Source organism: Proteobacteria bacterium CG1_02_64_396, from assembly GCA_001872725.1.
Lineage (GTDB): Bacteria > Pseudomonadota > MNWR01 > CG1-02-64-396 > CG1-02-64-396 > CG1-02-64-396.
This window is the reverse complement of the sequence record MNWR01000008.1, coordinates 35,267-42,500: the sequence shown is the minus strand read 5'-3', so window position 1 is coordinate 42,500 and position 7,234 is coordinate 35,267. Positions and strand designations below refer to the sequence as shown.

General features: G+C 62.5%; 7 protein-coding genes (1 of these 7 only partly in view). All 7 read right to left on the bottom strand.

Going from position 1 to position 7,234, the window contains the following annotated elements; translation table 11 throughout:
- On the bottom strand, positions 1-357 hold the beginning of the coding sequence (locus AUJ55_00870) for a hypothetical protein (protein OIO61262.1). 795 nt of this gene lie to the left of the window's left edge; the window shows 357 of its 1,152 coding nt (coding positions 1-357); it begins with the start codon at positions 355-357; its stop codon lies beyond the left edge, outside the window.
- Between the two features lie 38 nt (positions 358-395).
- Complete coding sequence (locus AUJ55_00865; protein ID OIO61261.1) at positions 396-722, bottom strand: antibiotic biosynthesis monooxygenase; 327 nt, start codon at positions 720-722, stop codon at positions 396-398.
- Complete coding sequence (locus tag AUJ55_00860) at positions 719-1,486, bottom strand: hypothetical protein (GenBank protein OIO61260.1); 768 nt, start codon at positions 1,484-1,486, stop codon at positions 719-721. Before AUJ55_00860 ends, AUJ55_00865 begins: the two co-directional genes overlap by 4 nt.
- Positions 1,483-2,241, bottom strand: coding sequence for a hypothetical protein (locus AUJ55_00855; protein OIO61259.1), 759 nt, complete (start codon positions 2,239-2,241; stop codon positions 1,483-1,485). The genes AUJ55_00860 and AUJ55_00855 overlap by 4 nt, the downstream gene beginning before the upstream one ends.
- Positions 2,232-3,200, bottom strand: coding sequence for a hypothetical protein (locus AUJ55_00850; GenBank protein ID OIO61258.1), 969 nt, complete (start codon positions 3,198-3,200; stop codon positions 2,232-2,234). Before AUJ55_00850 ends, AUJ55_00855 begins: the two co-directional genes overlap by 10 nt.
- Positions 3,194-5,404 (bottom strand): hypothetical protein, encoded by a 2,211-nt coding sequence (locus AUJ55_00845; protein ID OIO61257.1) that lies wholly within the window; start codon positions 5,402-5,404, stop codon positions 3,194-3,196. The genes AUJ55_00850 and AUJ55_00845 overlap by 7 nt, the downstream gene beginning before the upstream one ends.
- 506 nt (positions 5,405-5,910) lie before the next feature.
- Positions 5,911-7,134 carry a cell division protein FtsZ gene (locus AUJ55_00840; protein OIO61256.1) on the bottom strand — a complete coding sequence of 408 codons (1,224 nt, stop codon included), beginning with the start codon at positions 7,132-7,134 and terminating at the stop codon, positions 5,911-5,913.
- Between the last annotated feature and the right edge of the window lie 100 nt (positions 7,135-7,234).

Here is a 7,234-nt window from a genome sequence, read left to right as displayed (position 1 = left end):
TCGTTCCAAATCGCGCACGGCGGCAATGGACATGTGGCTGGGAACGGTGACCGTCCCAATCCCCCGGTCCATCATCAGGCTACCAGCCAGAGTCGCCAAACTCGGCCTCGCACCCCCGGTTTGTTCACGCCACCACTGTTCAAAGGTACCCAGCGGCAGAACCACGCATCCTCGAGCTTGGCGCGTGCCCCGGTCGTATTCGAGTTCGCTTAGAAACAGGTAGGTGGTCGCCCCCTGCACAATGCAGAGCACCGGATCGGGAACAAACATGCGGCATGCGTAGAGCAGGTCGGCGTCGGCCTCGCTGGCGCCGATCATGACCCGAACTTCTTGCTTGGGATCGAGGGAGAGGGTCATGGCCGACCTCTGGAGGAGTGTGACCGCAGGCGGAGGATCTACTGGGATACTTCGCGGGAAGGGCTTGGTTCTTGAAGGATGACGATTTCGTGCATCTCGAACTGATTGGGACCGGCGAACATTTCGGGTTTTGGGCGGCGGGCATGGGCTTGAGCGAAAGCGGGGGACTCTGTCCACGCCTTAAAGGATGCTTCGTCCTGCCACCAGGTCAGCACCACGTGGTAGTCGCTCTGCAGGGGCTTGAGTACCTCAAGCCTCATAAAGCCCGGCTGCCGCTCCACCTCCCCGGCTCTGGTTTTGAAACGTTCGACAAATGCCTCTTCATGCCCCTCGGCGACCGGAATGCGATTGGCGACCACAATCATGGGATTGCCTGGGGCGGGGTGGAGAGATCGCCCCCTTTCTGTTGCCACTGCAATACCTCTTGAGCCTTGGCCTGTCGAGCCGCCTCACGCGCCTCTTGGGCCCGCTCGCTACGACCCAGTGCTTCATAAGCCTGAGCCGCCCCCTCCCAAGCGGCAAACAGGGTCGCGCCTGTGGCTTCGGAGTTGTCGACAACGCCGATGTAGCGGGAAAGCGCTGCAACCCAAAGTTCGCGCACTTGATAGTAACGGGCAATTTCAAGTTCGTGGGCAAGCAGTAGCCCCTGCAATTCAGCCATCCGATGCCGAGCGTCGGCTTCGTAACGGCTATCGGGATACCGACCGACCAAATCGCGGAAGGCAGAGAGGGCATCCTTGGTTTCGCGCTGCTCCCGGTCGGCGGTGGAGCGTTGCTCGAAGTGGATCAACCCCTTCATGTAGGCGGCGTAGGGCGCCAAAGGGTGTCTTGGATGTTCGGACAAGAAGGCATCGATCTCGGCCAACGCTGCAAAGGGCTCATTGTTGCGGTATCGCGAGTAGATCAACCGCAACTGCGCCTCGATGGCCTTGGCGTCATAGGGGTGGATGCGAATCATGTCCTGAAAGGCACGAGCGCCCGGCTCCCACCGAGCGTAATCCATGTGCTCTTGAGCCCGTTGAAATAGCTCATCGGCGCTCAGCGATTCGGGGGGGGGCGGGGGGGAACAGGCGGTTGACAGACTTATTGCGACCAACCCGGCGGCCAGCCATAACCTGCTTTGCTTCATCGGCAGATCCCCTTCGATCCAATAAAGGCATTCATGCGCCCGGTCTCGGGGCCTTGAGCGCGGTACGAAAAGAGTCGATGTTGTTCGCAGACGGTGCAGAGGTCGAGTCGTGCGATATGGGCCGACTCGACACCGACTCGTTCGGCCAGCAGCCGATTGAACATCATGAGGTCGAGCCTGCGTCGAAGCCCCTCTCCTTGTAAAACATCAGGGGTATCGAGCCCCAGACCGGTCACCGCCTCGATCACCGGGGCGTCGACCTCGTAATGACAGGGACGGATTGAGGGGCCCATGAGCAGTTGCATCGCTTCGGGGGCAGCTTGGTAGCGATCACAAAGCACCCGAATGGTTTCGGGAAGCACCCCGGCGACGCTACCACGCCAACCGGCATGGATCGCCCCCACCGCCCCAACATCGGGACAGACGATCAGGATCGGCAGGCAATCGGCCACCCCCACCGCCAATACCACGTCGGGGCGGTCGCTGACCAACGCGTCGGCTTCAACCCGATCATCGCCTTCAACCCCCTCCACCACCACCGCCACCCGATTGCCATGCACCTGCCGCGCCCGATGCCACCGTCCAGGAATCCGCACCTCCAGCAAGCGGCGATTTTCTCGAACCTTGCGCGGATCGTCGCAGGTATTCACCCCCAGATTTAGGCTTTCGTAGGGGGATGAGCTGACGCCACCACTGCGTTGGGTAAAGCCGTGCACCCAGCCACGACGATCCCACTCGGGGTGGGTCAACCACATGCCCGAAACACCTCGATGAGCAGCGCCATATCGTCTGGCGGGGGGGCGGTGAAGGTCAGGCGTTCGCCGCTGACGGGATGATCGAACCCCAAGGTTTGGGCGTGTAGGGCCTGGCGGGGGAAGTGCTGAATGAGGTCGCGCTGCGCCTCGTCGGCATTGGCTGGAATGCGGGGGGCAAAGCCGTACACCGAATCGCCCACTACCGGATGTCGGATGTAGCGGGCGTGCACCCTGATTTGGTGGGTCCGGCCACTGCCCAGCACCGCCTCGACCAGCGCGGCGGTCGACCACTGCTCTTTACAATAGAAGGTGGTCAGGGCGGGACGGCCATCCTCGCGCACCGTCATGCGCATCCGGTCGAGCGCATGACGCCCGATGGGGGCATCGACCTTGCGCATTACCGGCACCTCACCATGCAACACGGTCAGGTAACGCCGCTCGATGGTGTGATTTGAAAATTGACGCGAAAGCTTGCGGTGGGCCGGATCGTTGAGGGCCACCACCATCACCCCCGAGGTATCGAGGTCGAGGCGGTGAACAATGCCGGGGCGGTCGACACCGCCGATGTTCGAGAGCCCCCCACCCTGGTTTCGCGCCCAATAAAGCAGGCGGGCGGCTAAGGAGTCGATCTCTTGTCCCGCGCCGGGATGGACCACCAACCCGGCCGGTTTCACCACCACCACCACATCGGCGTCGGCATACAGGATATCGAGGGGGCGATCACTCGGAGCAAGGAACCAAGGTTGAACCTCGGGCACCTCGACCACCCAAGACTCCCCTACCTCGGCCACTTTGACGCTGCCTTTGACCGGCTGTCCCGATGGGTCGAGCACCGCCCCCTCTTTGATGAGCTCCTGCACACGACTGCGGGAGAACGCCTCAAGGTGGGCTGCCAACACTGCGTCGATACGCCGTCCGACGTCGGCCTCTTCGGCAACAACCTCGTAACGGCTCACGATGCTTGCGGCTCGGTGGGGGCAACAGGGGCAGGCGCTGCCTCGGCGGCCCCTGCTCCGCCGCCGGTTTCAGCCGCGCCCGCAGCCGCCGAACTGCCACTGCCGCGACGTCCCCGACGACGACGGGGACGAGCCCCTTTGGTCGGCTCCTTTTCACCCTCTCCGCTCGAAACCCCCTCTTGTTCGGTCGCCTGTTGGCTTTCGCCGGTTCCCGTTTTGTTTGCGGGCGCTTTCTTGGGTGCCCGCCGCTTGGGGGCCGCTTGGGGGGGGGAATTCTCCTTCGGAGCCTCCTCTTTGCGCTCGGAGGACTTCAATGCCGGTTTACGGCGACGGGGGGCTCGTTTGCGGGGTGCTGCCTCTGGCTCGGCAGTGCTCTCGACAATCTCTGCTGCGATGTCGGTGCCGACTTGGCTCGTTTCAAGGGGCGCTTCGACCACCGCTTCGATGTCGGGCTCAAAGAGCTCCGGTTCCTGTGCTTTGTCGGTCGAGGATTCCATCCCCCAGGAGGGGATCTCCATCTCTTGCAGCAGGCGTGCGAAGAACCCCAATCCACCGGGATTGGCCTCGTTGCTCGGGGCCGCCATGGGGGCCGAACGTCCTCCACGCCGACCTGCGGCGGGGGCCGGGTTTTCGGCTGCGGCCTTGGCTGCGGGGACCACTTGAGTCTGCGGCTGATCCTTGGCGGCAGCGGGACGTTCGGTCCGCTCTTTGGGGGCGTTGACGACGCCGCTACGGCGCTCCCGGTCGATTTCGAAGCCGTGTGTCTCGGCGCGATGCGGATCCACCGCCACCAGGAATTTCAGGTCGTATTGCTCCTGAATCCGGTCGATCTCGCTGCGCTTTTCATTAAGCAGGTAGACGGCGGTATCGGCATCGGTGGCCAGGGTCAACTGGGTATAGCGACCGCTACGGGCCTCGGTTTCGATGGCCCGCAACTGGGCCAAAGCCCGGGCGGCGGGAATTTGAACCGTCCCGGTCCCCCGACAGTGGGGGCAAGCGCGGGTGCGGGCCTCGTGCACGGCGGGGCGCAGACGCTGCCGGGTCATTTCAAGCAAACCGAAGGCGCTGATCTTGCCGAATTGCAACCGCGCCTTGTCGGTCTCCATGGCCTCTTCCAACGCTTTTTCGACGTTCTTGATGTGCTCCTTGCCCACCATATCGATGAAGTCGATGACCACCAGACCGCCGATGTCGCGCATACGCAGCTGCTTGGCGATGACCTTGGCAGCCTCAAGGTTGGTCTTGTAGGCGGTCTCCTCGATGCCGTGTTCCTTGGTCGATTTGCCGGAGTTGATGTCGATGGCGGTGAGCGCCTCGGTGGCATCGAAAACGATGGAGCCGCCTGAGGGGAGTTTGACGGTGCGTTGGTGGATGATATCGAGCTTGGCTTCGATGCCGAATGCCTGGAATAGCGGCCCATTACCCTTGTAGCGCTGCACCACCTTGGCAGCCTTGGGCATGATCGCCTTCATGTAGTCCTTGGCATCGCGGTAGAGCACCGGGTCGTCGATGAGGATCTCTTCCATCTCCTCGTTGTAGTACTCCCGGATCGCCCGAATCACCGGCGAGGACTCCATGTGCAGCAATGCCGCACCCTTGGTTTCATCCCGGTTTTTTTCGAGTCCGCGCCATAAACGCAGCAGGTAATCAAGATCGCGTTTGATCTCTTTTTCGGGCTGATCCAACCCGTTGGTGCGCACGATGATCCCCATGCCTTCGGGGATTTCGAGGCTGGCGATGATCTCTTTCATCCGCTTGCGCTGTCCGGTGGTCTCGGCTTTGCGTGAAACCCCGACCCGATCCGACATGGGGGTCAGCACCAGATACCGCCCTGCCAGCGACAGATAGGTGGTCAGGCTCGCCCCTTTGGTCCCCCGCTCCTCTTTTACCGTCTGGATCAAGAGTTCTGTGCCGTTGGCAATCGCCTCTTGAATGCGGGGACGCTTCTTGGGATCGACCCCCTTGCGGTAGTAAAAGGGATGGATTTCACCGAAGGGGAGGAAACCGTGGCGGCGTCCGCCATATTCGACGAAGGCCGACTGCAGGGAGGGTTCGACCCGGACCACCTTGGCTTTGTAGATGTTGCCTTTGGTCTGGATGTGGTCGGCGGGTTCGATTTCAACGTTGAGGAGTTCGTCGCGTTCGGTATCGACGATTGCCAGGCGCAGCTCTTCCGGGTCGGCCTGGACCAGCATTTTGGTGGTCATACGTGGATGTTCTTTCCTTGGGTCGATCTTCGAACGGAACGCCTCCGATGCGTACCGACTTCACGACCGATCCCTTGATGGTTATTGAATGTTTGCGGTTCGGACCAACCGGCCTCCAGCCGATCATGTTCCAACCCATGTTTGTGGGATGCCGTCCAAAAGGGCCACCTGTGGAACCCCTTCTCGGCATCGAACCAGCTGGTTTACCCCCATCCCCGGATGCACCCGTTCGGCTGACGCATGACGCGCTGGACTGGATCAATCCACTCGAACCGGGAGTTGTTCATCTTGAGGAGGGAAAATCTTTTGCTGCTTTGCGGGGCAGCATAACACCGAAACGAACCGTTTGGCGAATCGGCCGCGCCGCCGGACAGGGGGGCCATCACCCCCGGCCGGTTGCGCGACCGTCGGTTCACCACACGTTGCAACCGCTCGCACGAGGGGCGCGGTTGCCTCAAGCCAAACCGGACGCTCCAGGGTCCATCCACCCTGAAGCGCGACCATCCTCAGTCGGCTTGTCGACGCAGGAAGGTCGGCACATCCAGGGGATCCTCGACCGGCAGCTCGGGGTTGTTGTGCACCGCCCCACTGCGGGTACGCCGAGGGACATGCGTCCCCCCCTGACGGATGATGGTCGGGGTGTCGATGCTGGGCTGGGCCGGATGGGCACCAAAGGTGCCGGTTGCCCGCTCCTGCTGGGGCGCCGGACGCTCGACCGTCACTGGACGCATGCGACGCAGCTCCCCCTGACCGATCCCAGCGGCGACCACCGTCACCCGCACCAACTCGGGAGGCATGGTGTCGTCATAGACCAGACCCTGAATAATCTTGGCCGAGCCTCCCGCCGCCTGCTCAATGTAGGTGACCGCATCGCTGAATTCGTGCAGCCCCAGGTATTCCGGGTTGGCGGTGACGTTGTACAGCACCCCCTGACACCCCTTGATGTCGATGTCTTCGAGCAGAGGGTGCTTGAGCGCCTGAATGGTGGCCTGGAGCATCCGATCCTCACCCTGCGCCTCACCGATCCCCATGATCGCCTTGCCCCGGTCTTTCATCACCGCCCGGACGTCGGCGAAGTCCAGGTTCATATGCCCTTCGGACTGAATCAGATCAACGATCCCCTTCACCGCGTTGAAGAGCACCCCGTCGACGTAAAACAGGGAATCGCGCACGGTCGCGTTGCGGGGCATGACCGAAATCAGCCGCTGGTTGGGGATGGCAATCAGGGTGTCGACCCGCTCCTCAAGATCGGCGATCCCCTGCTTGGCGATCTCGTTGCGTTTGCCCCCCTCGTGGACAAAGGGGATGGTGGCGACCCCCACCGTGAGGGCCTCTTGGCTGCGGGCGACCTCGGCGACAATGGGGGCGGCGCCGGAACCGGTCCCCCCCCCCATGCCGGCGGCGACGAAGACCATGTCGGCCCCCTCCAGCGCGTCGGCGATCAGGGCTCTGGCCTCCTCGGCCGCTTTACGCCCCACCTCGGGGTTCATGCCGGCCCCCAGACCGCGGGTCAGTTCGTCGCCCAGGTGGATTTTTTTGGCCGCCTTGGAGCGGCGCAAATCCTGGACATCGGTGTTGGCGACGATGAATTCCACCCCCATTACCCCCCGCTCGATCATGGTGTTGACGGCATTGCATCCCGCGCCTCCAACCCCGATGACCTTAATGCAGGCGGGCGAACGTGGTGCAACGTCGGCCTCCCCGATGCTGTTGTCGAATTCGATGGCCATGTCGATCCTCCTCTACCGATCGTTTGTTCGGGGGGTCTCCCCCAGACTTCGGCGCCGATGGGAGCGCCAAAAACGGTTTATTGATTAACTGCCCGGCCTC

Bases quoted from the DNA above. Each gene is read 5' to 3' on its own strand.
- AUJ55_00840 (OIO61256.1), bottom strand. From the start codon at position 7,134: ATGGCCATCGAATTCGACAACAGCATCGGGGAGGCCGACGTTGCACCA.
- AUJ55_00855 (OIO61259.1), bottom strand. From the start codon at position 2,241: ATGTGGTTGACCCACCCCGAGTGGGATCGTCGTGGCTGGGTGCACGGC.
- AUJ55_00865 (OIO61261.1), bottom strand. From the start codon at position 722: ATGATTGTGGTCGCCAATCGCATTCCGGTCGCCGAGGGGCATGAAGAG.
- AUJ55_00860 (OIO61260.1), bottom strand. From the start codon at position 1,486: ATGAAGCAAAGCAGGTTATGGCTGGCCGCCGGGTTGGTCGCAATAAGT.
- AUJ55_00845 (OIO61257.1), bottom strand. From the start codon at position 5,404: ATGACCACCAAAATGCTGGTCCAGGCCGACCCGGAAGAGCTGCGCCTG.